The organism is Streptomyces sp. NPDC043853, assembly GCF_056436025.1.
The window spans coordinates 318,540-331,765 of sequence record NZ_JBWKDJ010000008.1; the positions used below are offsets into that span (position 1 = coordinate 318,540).

Here is a 13,226-nt window from a genome sequence, read left to right on the forward strand (position 1 = left end):
CGGTCAGACGCCCGCGTACGAGTGCTTGCCGTTGAGCAGGATGTTCACGCCGTAGTAGTTCCAGATCCAGCAGGCGAACGCGAACAGCGCCAGGTAGGCCGCCTTGCGGCCCTTCCAGCCCGCGGTGGCCCGGGCGTGCAGGTAGCCGGCGTAGGCCACCCAGGTCACGAAGGACCAGACCTCCTTGGGGTCCCAGCCCCAGTAGCGGCCCCAGGCGTCGCCCGCCCAGATCGCGCCGGCCACGATGGTGAAGGTCCACAGCGGGAAGACGGCCGCGTTGATCCGGTACGAGAACTTGTCCAGCGAGGCCGCGGAGGGCAGCCGCTCCAGCACCGAGGTGGCGAAGGAGCCGGGCTTGCCGCCACCCGCGAGCTTGGCCTCGTAGGAGTCGCGGAAGAGGTAGAGCACGGTGCCGGCGGCGCCCACGTAGAAGACCGCGCCGCAGAAGATCGCGGTGGAGACGTGGATCCACAGCCAGTACGAGTCCAGGGCCGGGACCAGCTGGTCGCTGTCGGTGTAGAGCCACTTGGTGGCGATGCCCAGGTCCAGCAGGACGGTGGTGACCAGGATCAGGCCGAGCCAGCGCACGTTCTTCTTGGCCGCGAGCAGTGCCAGGTACACGCCGACCGCCACCGTGGAGAAGGTGATCGAGAACTCGTACATGTTGCCCCAGGGGGCCCGCTGCACGGACATCGCGCGGGCGACGACACCGGCCGCCTCGACCAGGAAGGCCAGGGCGGTCAGCGAGACCGCGATCCGGCCGTAGAGGTCGCCCTTCTCGGTGTCACCGGCCGCGCCGGGGCCGTCCGGGACGTCCCGGGTGCCACTGCCCGACCGGGTGATCACCTTCGGCTTCTCCAGGACGGCCGTACCGCCGCCCTTGGTGCGGACCTGTACGGCGGGCACCGCCGCGTCCCCGCCGGTCAGGGCGGCCGCCGTACGGCCGACCTTGCTGCGGCTGCCGAACACCCATTCGGCGATGTGCGCGAGGAAGGCGAGCGTGTAGACCGCCATCGAGGAATAGATCAGGTAGTTGCTGATCTGCGCCAGGTTCTCGTTGGCCGCGACTGCGAGCGTCGTCGTCATTCGCGCTCTCCTTCAAGGTCTTCTTCGTCGGGTTCGGCAGCGGATTGCGGGGCCGTGGGCACCTTGTCGTGCAGCGCGGCGGCCAGCTCCGCGAGTTCCTCCGCGAGCCGCGCGGACTCGCTGCGGCCGAGGCCCGCCATGCGGACCAGGGTCACACCGCCCGGGAGCGGCTTCACCCGGACCCAGATCCGGCGGCGCTGGATGAACAGGGAAGCGGCCAGGCCCACGATGGCGGCGGCCGCCCCGGCCAGGGCCAGTCCGTTGCCGGGCTGCTGGGACACCTGGAAGGTGGCCCAGCGCTCGATGCCCTCGAACTTCACCGAACCGGCCCCGTCGGGCAGGGTCATCGTCTCCCCGGGCCGGAGCATCTGCTTGAACACCCCGCCGTCCTTGCCGGGGAACTTGTTCATCTTGCGGGTGTCGAGCTGGTACACGTTCTGCGGCAGGCCGGAGTCCACACCGAGGCTGCCGTGGTACGCGCTGAGCGCGAGCACGGGGAAGTCCAGAGCCGGGAACTGGGAGAACATGTTCCCCTTGTTGTGGCCCGCGAAGGTCGGCACGAACCAGGCGGCGAAGCCGAGCTGGGTCTTCTTGCCGTCCTTGTCGCGGTAGCCGTCAGTGACCTTGACCGCGCCGGAGGAGGTGAGGTTCGAGTCCTGCGGCAGCATCGGCACCGCGTCCTTGAAGATCACCTTGCCCGCCCGGTCGGTCACCGAGACGACCGGCGCGTAACCGTGGCCGAGCAGGTAGACCTTGGCGCCGTCGATGTCGAGGGGCTCGTTGACCTCGATCTCTGCCTTGCGGGGCGCACCGTCGGAGCCTTCGCTCACGGTGACGTACGCCTTGAAGTCGCGCGGGGTGCCCTTCTGCGGGCCGGTCTTCTCGAAGGTCGCGTCGAACCGGTCCAGCTTGAAGCTGAACTTCGGCAGGTCGTCGGTGTCGAAGAGGCTGCCGGACTTGAAGTCGTCGTACTGCGGGAGCACGTTCGAGAAGCCCGTGCCGCGCAGGACCAGCTTGCCGCCCTCGGACTTGAAGAGCTGACCGGTTGCGAAGGCAACCAGCATCAGGATCAGGGCGATGTGGAAGGCCAGGTTTCCGGCCTCGCGGAGGTAGCCCTTCTCGGCGGAGACCGAGTCCTCGGCGGTGTCGGTGCGGAACCGGCGGCCGGCCAGCAGGGTCTTCGCGTGGGCGAGGACCTCCTCGGGGGCGGCCCCGGTGGGCCAGGCGACGTACGCGGGCAGCCGGTTCAGCCGCTTCGGCGCGGCCGGCGGGCGACCGCGGAGCTGACCGACGAACTGCCAGGTGCGCGGGACGATGCAGCCGATCAGCGAGATGAACAGCAGCAGGTAGATCGCCGAGAACCAGAACGAGGTGTAGACGTCGAAGAGCTGGAGCTTCTCTGCGGCCGGAACCCAGAAATCGTGGTCCCGCTTCCACTGCTCGACCTTCAGCGGGTCGACCTGGGTCTGCGGGATCAGTGAGCCCGGGATGGAGCCCAGGGAGAGCAGGAGCAGCAGGAGCAGCGCCACCCGCATGGAGGTGAGCTGCCGCCAGAACCAGCGGGCCCAGCCGATCACGCCGATGCCGGGGGGCGCGGTGTCCTCGGCGGGTGCCGTGGACAGCTGCGACCCGGCTTCGCCGAGGCCGCCGTCGCCGGAGCCCGGCTCCGCGGCGTCCGCCGGAGTGGCGGTCTTGGTGTTGTCCGTCGTACTCATGTGCCTGTCGTCCTCAGATCCCGACCGTGAAGCCGCTGGCCCAGCCCTGCATTTCGAACACGATGCTGTCCCAGATTCCTGTGACGAGCAGCAGGCCGGTGAGGATCAGCATGGCGCCGCCGATCCGCATCACCCACGCGTAGTGCTTCTTCACCCAGCCGAACGCGCCCAGCGCCTTGCGGAAGGCTATGGCCGTCACGATGAAGGGCAGCCCGAGGCCGACGCAGTACACGGCGGTCAGCGCGGCGCCGCGGGCGGCGCTGGCCTCGTTGATGGAGAGCGTCACCAGGGCGCCGAGCGTGGGGCCGGTGCAGGGGGCCCAGCCGAGGCCGAAGAGCACCCCGAGCAGGGGCGCCCCTACCAGGCCGGCCGCCGGCTTCTTGTGGAAGCGGAACTCCCGCATCGTCAGACCCGGGATCCAGCCCATGAAGAAGAACCCGAGGAGGATCACCAGGAAGCCCATGACCCGGGAGATGATCTCCCGGTTGCCCTGGAGGGTGGTGCCGAACTGCCCGAAGAGCGCCCCGGTGGAGACGAACACGGCGGTGAAGCCGAGGACGAACAGGCTGGCGCCGAGGAGCATCCGGCCGCGCCGGGCCTCGGCGAGATCGGCGCCGCTGGCCCCGGTGACGTAGGAGAGGTAGCCGGGGACCAGGGGAAGGACGCACGGCGAGAAGAAGGAGACCAGTCCGGCGAGCAGCGCGATGGGCACGGCCAGCAGCAGGCCGCCGCTCATGACGGTCTCGTTGACGCCGACGTCCTGTGCGGCGAGGAGCATCGCGGGGGCACTCACGGGAGCACTCACAAGGGCACTCACGAGGTCACTTCTCCGCGAGCAGCGGGTCGATCATCTGCCGCAGCCGCTTGTCGTCGATCGCGGTGAGGGCACGCGCGGCGATCTTGCCCTCCTTGTCGATGACGATCGTGGAGGGGATGGCCGCCGGGTTCAGGGCGCCCTTGGGGAAGCGGAGGATCAGCTTGCCCGAGGGGTCGAAGAGGCTCGGGTAGGTGATCCCGTAGTCCTTCTCGAAGTTCTGGGCGCTCTGCTTGCTGTTGTCGCGGGTGTTGATCCCGACGAAGGTGACGTCCTTGGCCAGCTCCTCGGACACCTTCTTGAAGTACGGGGCCTCGGTCCGGCACGGGCCGCACCAGGAGCCCCAGACGTTGAGGACGACGACCTTGCCCTTGAGGGTGGAGGTGTCGAGGGTGCCGCCCTCGACGGTCTCGCCGTCGAGCTTGGGAGCGGCCACGCGCTCGCCCCGGGCGACGGTGGAGATTCCGCTCGGTCCGGTGACGTAGTTGCCGCCGGCCGAGCCGGTGGAGTTGCCGCCGCCGTCGGTGCACGCCGTAAGGGTGAGGGCGCTCGCGAGGGTCACCGCGGTCAGCAGGATGGGGGCGCGGCCAGTTCTCATGTGAAAAGTTTCGCATGAGCATATCGGGGATCTTCCGCGCCCCCCGGGGCTCTGCGCAGCCGCAGCTCAGGCAGCTGTGAGGTAGGTCTTCCAGCCGCCGGCCGGGGCCTGGCCGGGCCGGAGGAGGCGCATCCTGGCCAGGACCTTGGGGTCCTGGACGTCGAGCCAGTCGACGAACTGCCGGAAGGATACGAGCCGTACGTCCTTTTTGTCCGACATGGCCTTGAGGGCTTCCTCGACGGCGTCCATGTAGATGCCGCCGTTCCATTCCTCGAAGTGGTTGCCGATGAACAGCGGCGCCCGGTTCGTCTCGTACGCCCGCTTGAAGCCGTTGAGGTAGGTGCCGGTCGCCTGGGTGCGCCAGGCCGGGTAGTTGGAGGGCACGCCCCGGGTGGTGTTCTTCGACTGGTTGGCCAGGATGTTGTAGTCCATGGAAAGGACCTCGAAGCGGTGCCCCGGGAAGGGCAGCGCCTGCAGCGGCAGGTCCCACACCCCGTTCTTCTTCATCGGCCACTGCTGCAGCCCGCCCGGCGAGCTCGCGTCGTAGCGCCAGCCGAGCTTCTGCGCGGTGGGCAGCAGATTGCCCTGGCCGAGCAGGCACGGGGTACGAGCGCCGGCCAGCTCCTTGCGGTAGTCGAAGGGCAGCGGTTCGAGGTCGGTGAAGCCGGTGTTCGTCTTCCAGCCGGTGACGAACGACACGGCCTGGTCTATCTCGCTCTGCCAGTCCTCCGGGGTCCAGCGGCCGACCGAGCCGGCGCCCCCGCAGAAGTGGCCGTTGAAGTGGGTGCCCACCTCGTGGCCGTCCAGCCACGCCTGCCGCAGGTTCTGCAGGGTCAGCCGGACGTTCTCGTCCTTGAGGTAGCCGATGTCGGAGGCACCGACCGGGTTCTTCGGCGGCTTGTAGAGGGCCTTCTTCGACTCCGGCAGCAGGTATATCCCGGAGAGGAAGAAGGTCATGGACGCGTGATGGTCCTTGGCCACCTTCAGGAAGCGCGGGAAGAGCCCGTTGCCCGTCTCCCCCGCCCCGTCCCAGCTGAACACCACGAACTGCGGCGGGGTCTCGCCCGGCTGCAGCGGCACCGGCTTCTCCGGCTGGTTCGGCTGCGGACCGGTGTCGGCCGTCGAACCGTCACCGATCGGCTTGGCCGCGGGCGCGTCGCCCTGCTTCCCGCCCCCACCGCCACCCGACCGGGACTTCCCGCCCCCACCGCTGCCGCATCCCGCGAGCACCGGCGCGGCCGCCGCGCCTATCCCGAGCCCGAGCACACCCCTACGACTGACCTGACTGACCCCGCGCATGTCACCCTCCCCGATGCCGTCACCCGCATCGGGGATTCCCTGCGGACCTGGCGGTTAATGACCCCAAGTCGTAACAGCCACGCACCAAACAGTCACAGCCGGACAGCCGCCCATGGCCGGTATTGAGCCAGGGATACGCGCGGGGCGGGAGGGACTGCGCGCGGACGGGAGGGACTGCGCGCAGGCGGGCGGGACTACGCCCCGAACGCCTTCGACTTCCCCTTCACCGGCTTCGCACCCGCGAGCAGGTGCGCCGGCACCAGGTCCCGGGCCGGCTCGCTGTAGCCCACCGACACCAGCTTGTCCCCCCGGTACGTGAAGGAGGTCAGCGAAGCCAGCGTGCACTGGCGGCGCCGCGGGTCGTGCCACAGCCGCCGCTTCTCCGCGAAGCTGCGCACGATCCAGATCGGCAGCTGGTGGCTGACCGCCACCGCCTCGTGCCCGCGCGCCCGGTCCTTCGCCGCGTCCAGCGCGGCCATCATCCGTACGACCTGCTCGACGTACGGCTCGCCCCAGGACGGCTTGAACGGGTTGGTCAGGTGCTTCCAGTTCCCCGGCTTGCGCAGCGCGCCGTCGCCGACCCCGAAGGTCTTGCCCTCGAAGACGTTCTCCGCCTCCAGCAGCCGCTCGTCTGTCGCGAGGTCCAGGCCGTGGCTCTTCGCGATCGGCGACGCCGTCTCCTGCGCCCGCTCCAGCGGGGAGGAGACCACGTACGTGATGTCCCGGCCCTCCAGGTGCTCGGCGACCCGGTCCGCCATCTGCCGACCGAGGTCGGAGAGGTGATAGCCCGGGCGGCGGCCGTAGAGCACGCCGTCCGGGTTGTGCACCTCACCGTGCCGCATCAGGTGGACGACGGTGATCTCGCCGGAGCCGCCCGCAGGGCTTCCCGTGGCGCTTCCCGTGGCGCTTCCCGTGGTGCCGCTCATGCCGTGGCCTCCGCGGCGGCGCGGGCGGCGGCGGGCAGCGCCGCCGCGATCCGCTCGACGGCACGCTCGTCGTGGGCGGTGGACACGAACCAGGACTCGAAGGCCGACGGCGGCAGGTACACGCCCTGCGACAGCATCGAGTGGAAGAACGCGTTGAAGCGGAAGCCTTCCTGCTTCTTCGCCTCGTCGTAGTTGCGCACCTCGTCCGGGGTGAAGAAGACGGAGAACATGTTGGACGCGGTCTGCAGCCGGTGCGCCACGCCCTCCTTGGCCAGCGCCGCCGTCACCAGGCCCTGGATCTCCTTGGAGACCGCGTTGACCTTGTCGTACGCCGCCTCGTCCAGCAGCCGCAGCTGCGCGAGGCCCGCGGCGGTCGCGATCGGGTTACCGGAGAGCGTGCCCGCCTGGTAGACCGGGCCGGCCGGGGCCAGGTGCCCCATGACGTCAGCGCGGCCGCCGAACGCAGCCGCCGGGAAGCCACCGCCCATGACCTTGCCGAAGGTCATCAGGTCGGGCTTGACCCCGTCCACCCCGTACCAGCCGGCGCGGGAGGTGCGGAAACCGGTCATCACCTCGTCGGAGATGTACAGCGCGCCGTTCTCGCGGCACAGGTCGGCGAGACCCTGGTTGAACCCGTCGAGCGGGGTCACCACGCCCATGTTGCCGGGCGCCGCCTCGGTGATCACACAGGCGATCTCGCCCGGGTGCGCGGCGAAGGCCGCCCGGACCGCGTCCAGGTCGTTGTACGGGAGCACGATCGTGTCGCCGGCCTGGGCGCCGGTCACACCGGGGGTGTCCGGCAGCGCGAAGGTGGCCAGGCCGGAACCGGCGGCGGCCAGCAGCGCGTCCACGTGGCCGTGGTAGCAGCCGGCGAACTTCACGACCTTGGCGCGGCCGGTGAAGCCGCGGGCCAGGCGGATCGCCGACATGGTCGCCTCGGTGCCGGAGGACACCAGGCGGACCTGCTCCACGGGCTCGATGCGGGCGACGATCTCCTCGGCGAGCGCCACCTCGCCCTCACCGGGCGTGCCGAAGGAGGTGCCTCGGGCGACGGCCGCCTGGACCGCCTCGATCACCTCGGGGTGGGAATGGCCGAGGATCATCGGCCCCCAGGAGCACACGAGGTCGACGTACTCACGCCCGTCGGCATCGGTGAGGTACGGACCGGTACCGGACACCATGAACCGGGGCGTACCGCCCACGGCACGGAAGGCGCGGACCGGAGAGTTCACGCCGCCGGGGGTCACGAGGGACGCGCGCTCGAAGAGCGTCTGCGAAACTGGGGCTTCATACGTGTACGGGTAGCTCACACCAGCCATGGTCTCAGAGGCCGCGACTTCGCTTGCGGACGGGCGTTTCACCGCTGCGGCGCGGGGGAGGTCACTGCCATGATGATCAGGCTGCGTGGCGGGGGCCGCGGAGCCGGGGCCAGGGCAGGCGCAGGCGCGGGCAAGACCAGTCGGGTGGAGATATGCAACGCGGTGGTGGACCGGGCGAGGGTACGGACGGCCTCGACCCGAAGCGCGCCCGCGAAGCCCGGGAAGCGCGCCGGCGGGGCAAGCACCGGCGGGCCGCGGCGGAGTCCGCGGAGGCTGCTTCCACGTCCGATCCGGCCGCGGACATCACACCCATGTCGGACATTGGCCCGGTCTCGGACATCACCTCGCCGGTGGCGGACATCACCCCGCTGCCCATCGCGGGTCCGGCTTCGGGCCCCGTCGGCAGGGATTCCGGCGGCAAGATCGTGGGCGGCCGCGCCATGGGGGTGACGTACAAGTACTTCGGCGCCCCGGACGGCGCGACGGCGGCCCGGGTGCCGCAGTCGATGCGCCCCGAGGAGCTGGGCGGCGACGAGCTCGGCATGGGCGGCATGTTCACCAAGATCAAGCCGGAGACGGTGGCCGCGATGGTCCTGACCGGCATCGAGGGCATACCCCTGCACAAGGTCCCGCCGCTGGAGCTGGTCGTCCTGCACCCCGACTACGCGGTGGTCAAGCTGCCGATGACGGTCGTGGACCCGCTGCGGGACATCGGCGAGGAGTCGGTGGGCGCGGCGGCCTTCATCTGGTCCACGGTCCCGGACCGGGGCGGTCCGAGCGACGCGTTCAACGTGTACAGGCTGCTGCACGAGTGGCAGGACTTCTCGCAGCGGCTGCACGAGGCGGGGCACCAGCCGTACTGCCTGGTGTGGGGCTGATCCTTCTCTGGCGGCTGCCGGCCGGCCGCCTGGCGTCTGCCGCCCGATCATGCCCGTGCCGTGCCCGGGCGGAGCCGGGCACGGCACGGTGCGGTGTGGTGCGGTCAGACCCTGCTCACCTGATCAGCTCAGGTGGTCGCTACTTCTTCAGGGCCTTCATGTCCTTGCGCTGATGGTTGGGGTCCATGCCCGGCGTCAGCGGTGCGCCGGCGCGCTGGTTCAGGACGAGCGGCAGCGGCGGGGTGACCAGTACCCAGCCGTTGGTGCAGTTCACCAGGGTGTCGGTGTTGTTCTGGAGCACACACCGGCGCTCGTACAGGGTGTTGTCCGTGGTCAGGACCTGGAACGACACGTCGTTCGCCTGGGACGCGACGGAGATGGAGCAGGCGTTCTCGGGGAGGTCCGCACCGGGCGGCTCGCCGGTGCCGTTGGTCAGGTTCAGCCAGTTCCAGGTGGTCGGGTTCTGAATGGACCGGACGCCACCGACGACGTTGCCGGCGGTCAGGACCGCCTTGACCTCGCTGGAGTTGCTGGGCTCGTAGGCGTCGACGTCCTGGCACGGGCCGGCCGCACCGGTGTCACCGGTGGCACCCGTCGCACCCGTCGCGCCGGTCGCACCTGTGGCTCCGGTGTCACCCGCCGGACCCGTGGGGCCGGTGTCGCCCGTGGCACCCGTGTCACCCGCCGGACCCGTCGGGCCGACACTGCCGGAGCCGCCGGGGCCCGTCGGACCCGTCGGACCGGTGTCACCCGTGGCACCAGTGTCACCCGTAGCACCGGTGTCACCCGTCGGGCCGACACTGCCGGAGCCGCCGGGGCCCGTCGGACCCGTCGGACCGGTGTCACCCGTGGCACCGGTGTCACCCGTAGCACCGGTGTCGCCGGTCGGGCCGGTCGGACCTGTGTCGCCGGTCGGGCCGGTCGGACCGGTGGGGCCGACCTTGCCCTTGTCCTTGCACTTGTCGTCGTGCTTGCCGTCGTGGTCGTGCTTGCCGTCCTCGTCACCACGCGGCTTGCCGGGCTTCGCCTTGTCCGGCCCGTGCGGCTTGTCCGGACGCGGACGGCCGTGGTCGTCCTTGCAGTCGTCACCGCCGCCCGACGGGGTGACCTCGCTGACCGCGACCGACTTCACGACCTGCGCCTGGGCGAGCGCGGGGCCGGCCATACCGGTCAGGACGAGGGCCAGCGACGCGAAGGCGCTCGACGCCGCCCACGCCTTCCGGCGGGGCAGCGGGCCGAGCGATCCGGTCCTGAACTCAGGACTCATGCACTTGCTCCTTTACGGAACCGAATGGAGGGGTGATTCGGTGGAAGACGTACGGACTTCCACCGAAATCATTCGGTTCCGGGCATGCCCGAGCACGGCAGGCACGCGGCAGCTTCCAACCATCGGCGCAGCCCGCTGAGGTCCATGAGGGCGAAACCCGGCGCGCCGCCTCCGTCTTGTGGTCCGCTGAGTCAGAATCCCGCGCACGGCCGCGCGCGGGAGGCAGGGCCCGGGGCATGCGTGTGCCGTGTCCGGCGGGGCCGGACACGGCACACACGGTCAGCTCCCGATCAGCTCAGGGGCGCTTGTTACTTCTTCGGCTTCAGCCTGTAGTTCGCGTCGAGGTTGCTCTGGAGCGGAGGCGGCGGGCCGAACGGCCCGTTCGGCGGCGTCGACGGATACTGGTTCCAATCCACCGTCGCCGGCATGCCGCTGGTGCAGTTGAGGTCGAACTGCCCCGAGGGCCGGTTGCTCACTTCGACGACCAAGCAGCGGACTTCCCACACCTGGCCGTCCGTGGTCAGCACCTGGACCGAGATCGCGTGGTCCGAGTGCAGGCGGCCGACCGCGATCGAACAGGCGTTGTCGGGGAAGTCGGTTGCAGGCGGGGCCATGGGGAAGTTCGCGTTCGGGCCGCTCAGGGAGTGCCAGAAGAACGGACCCGGGTCGGTCGTGTCGCTGTCCAGGTCTCGGATGCCGACGACAGCCTGGCCGTTGAAGAGAGCGGCCTTCACCTCGTCGTTGCCGGCGCTGGGCTCGTTGGAGTCGATGTCGATGCACTGGCTTGCGCCGGTGTCACCGGTGGCGCCGGTCGCACCCGTCGCACCCGTCGCACCCGTGCCACCCGTAGCGCCGGTCGGACCCGTGGCACCGGTAGCGCCGGTGTCACCCGTTGCGCCGGTCCCACCCGTGGCACCAGTGGCACCGGTGCCACCCGTTGCGCCGGTCCCACCCGTGGCACCGGTAGCGCCGGTGCCACCCGTTGCGCCGGTCCCACCCGTGGCACCGGTAGCGCCGGTGCCACCCGTCGCGCCGGTCCCACCCGTGGCACCGGTAGCGCCGGTGTCACCCGCCGGACCCGTCGGGCCGGTCGGGCCGGTCGGGCCGGTCGGGCCGGTGTCGCCACCGCCGGGGCCCGTCGGACCCTGCGGACCCGTAGCACCCGTCGCGCCGGTGTCACCCGTCGCGCCGGTTCCACCCGTGGCACCGGTAGCACCGGTGTCACCCTGCGGGCCGGTCGGGCCGGTGTCGCCGCCGCCGGGGCCGGTCGGACCCTGCGGACCGGTCGCGCCCGTCGCACCCGTATCGCCAGTCGCACCCGTGGCACCAGTCGCACCAGCGGCGCCGGTGCCGCCGGGGCCCGTCGGACCCGTCGGACCCGTGTCGCCCGTGTCGCCCTTCGGGCCGGTGGCGCCCGTGCCGCCGGGGCCGGTCGGACCCGTGTCGCCCGTGTCGCCCTTGGGGCCGGTCGGACCGGTCGGGCCGGTGGGGCCGGTCGGCCCGGTGGCGCCCTTGTTCTTGCACTTGTCGTGGTCGTCGTGGTCGTCGTGGTCGTCGTCCGGGTTCATGCGCGGGACGGCCCGCGACTTGCCCGACGCGAGGGCCATCGCCTCGTCCAGTGCGAACGACGCCCCCTCCGGACCGTCGTGCCAGTCCGACTCATCGTGAGGACGGTCGGGCCGGCCGTGGTGGTCGTCCTTGCAGTCTTCTTCGCCGCCGCCCGACGGGGTGACCTCGCCCGCCGCGGGAGCCGTCTGGACGTTCTGGATCTGGGCGACCGCAGGGCTGGCCACGCTCGTGAGCACAAGGGCGAGCGACGCGAGCGCGCTGCCCGCCAGCCAGGCCTTCCGGCGGGGCAGCGGGCCGAGCGAGGATCGTGTCCTGAACTCAGGACTCATGCACTTGCTCCTTTATGGAACCGAATGGGGGGTGGTCCGGTGGAAGGGCTTCAACTTCCGTCGGAATCATTCGGTTGCGTGCACGTCCGATCCCCTCAGGCTCGCGGCAACTTCAACACAACGGCGCACCTGAGGCGGTCCATGAGAGGGAAATCGCGGTGTGGCGCCCCCAATCCGGCGGTCAAATGCGCCTGTGCCGCGCCCCGGTGCTCCCCGACACGGCACAGGCGGTCAGGCCCTGCTCAACCTGATCGGCTCAGCCGCGCCGGTCATTCCTTGGCCTTGTGGTTCACGGCCTTCTCGGGAGCGGCGCTCTTGTCGAGGTCTTTCCGCTGGTGGTTGGGGTCGGTCGGAACCACCGACGGAGCCCCGGCTCGCCGGAGCGGCGGAGGCGTCGGCAGCACTGGAGTGGCTTGCGTCCAGCCAGTGCACATCACCAGGGTGTCGGTGGGGGTGTTGTAGCTGCAAGTCGCCTGGAACAGCGTGTTGTTGGTGGTCAGGACGTTGAACTCGACGCTGTTCGCCTGTGATGCGACGGAGATGTGGCAGGCATTCGCGGGGAAGTTCGAGCCTGCCGGGTTCAGGAGCGTCCAGTTCCACGACGCGGACTGACTGCCCCTGGCGCCGCCGATGGCCCGGCCGTCGGACGTCAGGATCGCCTTGACGTGGGCCGAGCCGCTGGGGTTGTAGGAGTCGACGTCCTGGCACGGACCCGATGCGCCGGTGGCACCGGTGGCACCCGTCGGACCGGTTGCGCCGGTGGCGCCGGTCAGACCCGTCGCACCGGTGGGGCCGGTGGGGCCGGTGGGGCCGGTGGGGCCGGTATCACCCGTATCACCCGGCGAGCCCGTCGCACCGGTCGGGCCAGTCGGGCCGGTGTCGCCCGTGCCACCCTGCGAGCCCGTCGCACCGGTCGGACCAGTCGGACCGGTGTCCCCCGTGTCGCCCTGCGGGCCGGTCGGGCCGGTGTCGCCCGTCGCACCAGTGTCGCCCTGCGGGCCGGTCGGGCCGATGTCGCCCGTCGGGCCGACACTGCCCGTCCCACCAGGGCCCGTCGGACCCGTCGCACCCGTCGGACCGGTGTCACCCGTGGCACCGGTAGCGCCCGTGCCGCCCTGCGGACCCGTCGCACCCGTGTCACCCGTAGCGCCCGTGTCGCCCTGCGGGCCAGTCGGACCGGTGTCACCCGTCGGGCCGACACTGCCCGTCCCACCAGGGCCCGTCGGACCCGTCGGACCGGTGTCACCCGTAGCGCCCGTGCCGCCCTGCGGACCCGTCGCACCCGTGTCACCCGTCGCACCGGTGTCGCCCTGCGGGCCGGTCGCACCGGTGTCGCCCGTCGGGCCGACACTGCCCGTCCCACCAGGGCCCGTCGGACCCGTCGCACCCGTCGGACCGGTGTCACCCGTGGCACCGGTAGCGCCCA

General features: G+C 70.9%; 10 protein-coding genes and 1 pseudogene. 1 reads left to right on the forward strand and 10 read right to left on the reverse strand.

From position 1 onward, the window contains the following. Positions 1–3 precede the first annotated feature (3 nt). The 7 genes from ccsB to hemL form a co-directional block, all read right to left on the reverse strand. On the reverse strand, positions 4–1,086 hold the full coding sequence (gene ccsB / locus AC067U_RS22865) for a c-type cytochrome biogenesis protein CcsB (protein WP_478831574.1): 1,083 nt from the start codon (positions 1,084–1,086) through the stop codon (positions 4–6). Then, positions 1,083–2,801, reverse strand: coding sequence for a cytochrome c biogenesis protein ResB (gene resB / locus AC067U_RS22870; protein WP_478831575.1), 1,719 nt, complete (start codon positions 2,799–2,801; stop codon positions 1,083–1,085). Before resB ends, ccsB begins: the two co-directional genes overlap by 4 nt. Positions 2,802–2,814: 13 nt before the next feature. Further along, the gene (locus AC067U_RS22875) at positions 2,815–3,579 is read right to left on the reverse strand and encodes a cytochrome c biogenesis CcdA family protein (RefSeq protein WP_478831652.1); all 765 of its coding nucleotides are present in this window, start codon (positions 3,577–3,579) and stop codon (positions 2,815–2,817) included. Between the two features lie 43 nt (positions 3,580–3,622). Next, on the reverse strand, positions 3,623–4,213 hold the full coding sequence (locus AC067U_RS22880; protein WP_478831576.1) for a TlpA family protein disulfide reductase: 591 nt from the start codon (positions 4,211–4,213) through the stop codon (positions 3,623–3,625). Between the two features lie 66 nt (positions 4,214–4,279). After that, positions 4,280–5,512 (reverse strand): polysaccharide deacetylase family protein, encoded by a 1,233-nt coding sequence (locus tag AC067U_RS22885; RefSeq protein WP_478831577.1) that lies wholly within the window; start codon positions 5,510–5,512, stop codon positions 4,280–4,282. 194 nt (positions 5,513–5,706) lie between these two features. Further along, positions 5,707–6,354, reverse strand: a complete 648-nt coding sequence (locus tag AC067U_RS22890) for a histidine phosphatase family protein (RefSeq protein WP_478831653.1) — start codon at positions 6,352–6,354, stop codon at positions 5,707–5,709. 80 nt (positions 6,355–6,434) lie between these two features. Further along, positions 6,435–7,757 (reverse strand): glutamate-1-semialdehyde 2,1-aminomutase, encoded by a 1,323-nt coding sequence (gene hemL, locus AC067U_RS22895; protein WP_478831578.1) that lies wholly within the window; start codon positions 7,755–7,757, stop codon positions 6,435–6,437. A gap of 440 nt (positions 7,758–8,197) precedes the next feature. Here hemL and AC067U_RS22900 point away from each other — a divergent pair, with 440 nt between their 5' ends. Then, positions 8,198–8,635 (forward strand): hypothetical protein, encoded by a 438-nt coding sequence (locus tag AC067U_RS22900; RefSeq protein ID WP_478831654.1) that lies wholly within the window; start codon positions 8,198–8,200, stop codon positions 8,633–8,635. A gap of 139 nt (positions 8,636–8,774) precedes the next feature. Here the strand turns inward: AC067U_RS22900 and AC067U_RS22905 are convergent, their stop codons facing one another. The 3 genes and pseudogenes from AC067U_RS22905 to AC067U_RS22915 form a co-directional block, all read right to left on the reverse strand. Next, on the reverse strand, positions 8,775–9,902 hold the full coding sequence (locus AC067U_RS22905; RefSeq protein ID WP_478831579.1) for a hypothetical protein: 1,128 nt from the start codon (positions 9,900–9,902) through the stop codon (positions 8,775–8,777). Between the two features lie 308 nt (positions 9,903–10,210). Continuing rightward, positions 10,211–11,800 carry a hypothetical protein gene (locus AC067U_RS22910; protein WP_478831580.1) on the reverse strand — a complete coding sequence of 530 codons (1,590 nt, stop codon included), beginning with the start codon at positions 11,798–11,800 and terminating at the stop codon, positions 10,211–10,213. Between the two features lie 269 nt (positions 11,801–12,069). After that, a pseudogene (locus AC067U_RS22915) lies at positions 12,070–13,226 on the reverse strand (hypothetical protein); the annotation flags it as partial.

Coding starts and splice junctions, on each gene's coding strand:
- AC067U_RS22905 (WP_478831579.1), bottom strand. CDS start 9,902: ATGAGTCCTGAGTTCAGGACCGGATCGCTCGGCCCGCTGCCCCGCCGG.
- hemL (WP_478831578.1), bottom strand. CDS start 7,757: ATGGCTGGTGTGAGCTACCCGTACACGTATGAAGCCCCAGTTTCGCAG.
- ccsB (WP_478831574.1), bottom strand. CDS start 1,086: ATGACGACGACGCTCGCAGTCGCGGCCAACGAGAACCTGGCGCAGATC.
- AC067U_RS22900 (WP_478831654.1), top strand. CDS start 8,198: ATGGGGGTGACGTACAAGTACTTCGGCGCCCCGGACGGCGCGACGGCG.
- AC067U_RS22885 (WP_478831577.1), bottom strand. CDS start 5,512: ATGCGCGGGGTCAGTCAGGTCAGTCGTAGGGGTGTGCTCGGGCTCGGG.
- AC067U_RS22910 (WP_478831580.1), bottom strand. CDS start 11,800: ATGAGTCCTGAGTTCAGGACACGATCCTCGCTCGGCCCGCTGCCCCGC.
- AC067U_RS22890 (WP_478831653.1), bottom strand. CDS start 6,354: ATGCGGCACGGTGAGGTGCACAACCCGGACGGCGTGCTCTACGGCCGC.
- AC067U_RS22880 (WP_478831576.1), bottom strand. CDS start 4,213: ATGAGAACTGGCCGCGCCCCCATCCTGCTGACCGCGGTGACCCTCGCG.
- resB (WP_478831575.1), bottom strand. CDS start 2,801: ATGAGTACGACGGACAACACCAAGACCGCCACTCCGGCGGACGCCGCG.
- AC067U_RS22875 (WP_478831652.1), bottom strand. CDS start 3,579: ATGCTCCTCGCCGCACAGGACGTCGGCGTCAACGAGACCGTCATGAGC.